The following is a 625-nucleotide window of genomic DNA, read 5'->3' on the forward strand; positions in this document are numbered from 1 at the left end:
GTCCGCCCTCGACAGGAATGCCGGTGTGGGCAACGACATTCGGTCCTTCATCCAGACCGATGCGGCCATTAACCCCGGAAACTCCGGCGGCGCGCTGCTGACCATGGACGGGCGACTGGCCGGGGTCAACTCGGCCATTTTTAGCAAGGGCGGCGGATCTCTTGGTATCGGATTTGCGATCCCGGCCAATCTGGTCCGGTCTGTTCTGGCCAATGGTCTTGCCAATGGCGAGGTGATCCGGCCGTGGCTTGGCGCCAGTGGGCAGCGGGTAACACGGGATGCCGCAGAAAGTCTTGGGCTGGACCGGCCGGGCGGTGTGCTGGTGAACAGTATTTATCCGGGTGGGGCCGCCGCAAAGGGGGGCCTGAAGGTTGGCGATGTGGTGACATCGGTTGATGGCAAGGAAGTGCTGGCGCCGGAAGCCCTGCTCTATCGGGTCTCCACAGGGGAGATCGGCAAGACGACCGCTCTCGGTATTTACAGGAACGGCCAACATATCGAAGTGAACGTTCCCTTGCAAAAAGCGCCGGAAGACCCGCCGCGGGATCTGGTGACACTGGGCGGGCCGCAGCCACTGGCCGGTGCAGAGGTGGGGAACCTGTCTCCGGCCCTTGCCCTTGAAATC

Annotated in this window: 1 protein-coding gene; it reads left to right on the forward strand. The window is 63.0% G+C overall.

What is annotated here, in order from left to right:
* Window positions 1-25: 25 nt before the first annotated feature.
* Window positions 26-625, forward strand: a 600-nt coding sequence (locus tag QQJ79_RS15775; protein WP_284223880.1) for a PDZ domain-containing protein, incomplete at its 3' end; no start/stop codon positions are given.

It is taken from the genome of Brevundimonas denitrificans (assembly GCF_030160755.1).
Lineage (GTDB): Bacteria > Pseudomonadota > Alphaproteobacteria > Caulobacterales > Caulobacteraceae > Brevundimonas > Brevundimonas denitrificans.